Annotated in this window: 2 protein-coding genes; both read left to right on the plus strand. The window is 65.6% G+C overall.

All coding sequences use genetic code 11. The features are described from left to right. The coding region (locus ACO1BU_RS37320) for a DDE-type integrase/transposase/recombinase (protein ID WP_424140897.1) at positions 1 to 402 on the plus strand (402 nt) is incomplete at its 5' end. Between the two features lie 435 nt (positions 403 to 837). Further along, entirely contained in the window at positions 838 to 975 is a 138-nt protein-coding gene (locus ACO1BU_RS37325; RefSeq protein WP_424140898.1) for an ATP-binding protein, read from the plus strand. Positions 976 to 1400 lie beyond the last annotated feature (425 nt).

The following is a 1400-nucleotide window of genomic DNA, read 5'->3' on the forward strand; positions in this document are numbered from 1 at the left end:
GACACCATGCTGAGCGAGCACCGGGACATGACGGCGGCCAAGGCTTTCTTCCGCTCGGCCAGGTCCGTCACCGGCCTCGTTCCCGACAAGGTCACCACGGACGGACATGGCTCCTACTCGCGGGCGATCCGCTCAACGCTGGGCAAGAGGGTCACCCACCGCACCAGCGTCTACAGGAACAACGGGCTCGAACAGGATCACCGGGGCATCAAGGGCCGGATCCGATGTATGCGCGGGTTCAAGAGCTTCATCTCGGCAGAGCGCTTCTGTCGCAGCTACGATGAACTTCGCAACCACTTCCGCCCTCGCCGCCGCTACAACCAGCATGTCCCCGCCAACCGCCGCCGCGTGCTTCATCTCCGTCGCGCCGCAGCCGCGCTCGCCATTCTCGCCGCAGCGTAGGCTGACAGCATCAGCCAGCCTGCGAGTGCACTTCTGGCGCGAGAGCTGACAGATCCCACGGCCCGCTCCCGCACCTCCGGCGAGTAGCTCGCCGCCGTCTTCTTCGTCGTCATGGCTCCACCTTACTCAAGGGTTGGAACCTCCGCGAAACCCGGGGCGGTTCAGTCACCAAGCCGCGGATGTGGCGCGCCAGGGGCAGCAGCGTACGAGCCGATACCCGGGGCACCGGCAGCTCCGTTGGTGCCGAGCGTTCAAGGTCCGTGGCAGCACGCCGGATCAGGCGCCGCCGGCCATCAGGCAAGGCAACGGCCAGGAACCGAGGGCCACGGCCACAGGTGAGGGACAGGACCGCCAGGCGCTGACCAGACAAGGGATGGCGAGGGTCCGTCGCCGTCACCGCAGAGATCAGCCGATCCGCCACTGTGGCGTTTCGAGGTGTTTGGTGATTTGACACTCGGAGATGCCATCGTGGACCGCATCATCCACCGGGCCCACCGGATCGAACTCAAGGGCGCCAGCCTGCGCAAGCGCCAAGCCAGCAACGATGCCTTGACCGACGCCGCCAGCGAGTGAAGTCTACAACCGTCGGCCGTACCGCTCCCCGGCCCCGTCCCCCTGCCAAGCCCCAACGCACGGCAGGTGATCATGATCACCGGATTGGGTGATCACCTTCGGCTGGAACAGCCGATCAGGATCACCGGAATACGCACTCACAGCTCATCAGGTATCCCGGCCTGCCCACCACGTGCTCCCGACGCCCCTGTCCCGGATGCTCCAGGATACAACCGGTGGACTGGCCTCTCCCAGCCCATCGGTGGCGTCGGACCAAATTCATGCCCGATAACAACCGGGCCGAGAACTCGCATCGGCCCATGTGTGGACGGCGCCTGTGGCGCAAGAGGTTTTCAGCCGTGATTCCTACCGGTCGGGTGCATCCATGTGTTCGGCCTGTTTGCGCAGCGCCCATGGCTGCTGGCCCTGATGAAGTCCGCGGATCG

This window comes from Roseomonas chloroacetimidivorans, from assembly GCF_049629625.1.
GTDB classification, from domain to species: Bacteria; Pseudomonadota; Alphaproteobacteria; order Acetobacterales; family Acetobacteraceae; genus Roseomonas; species Roseomonas chloroacetimidivorans.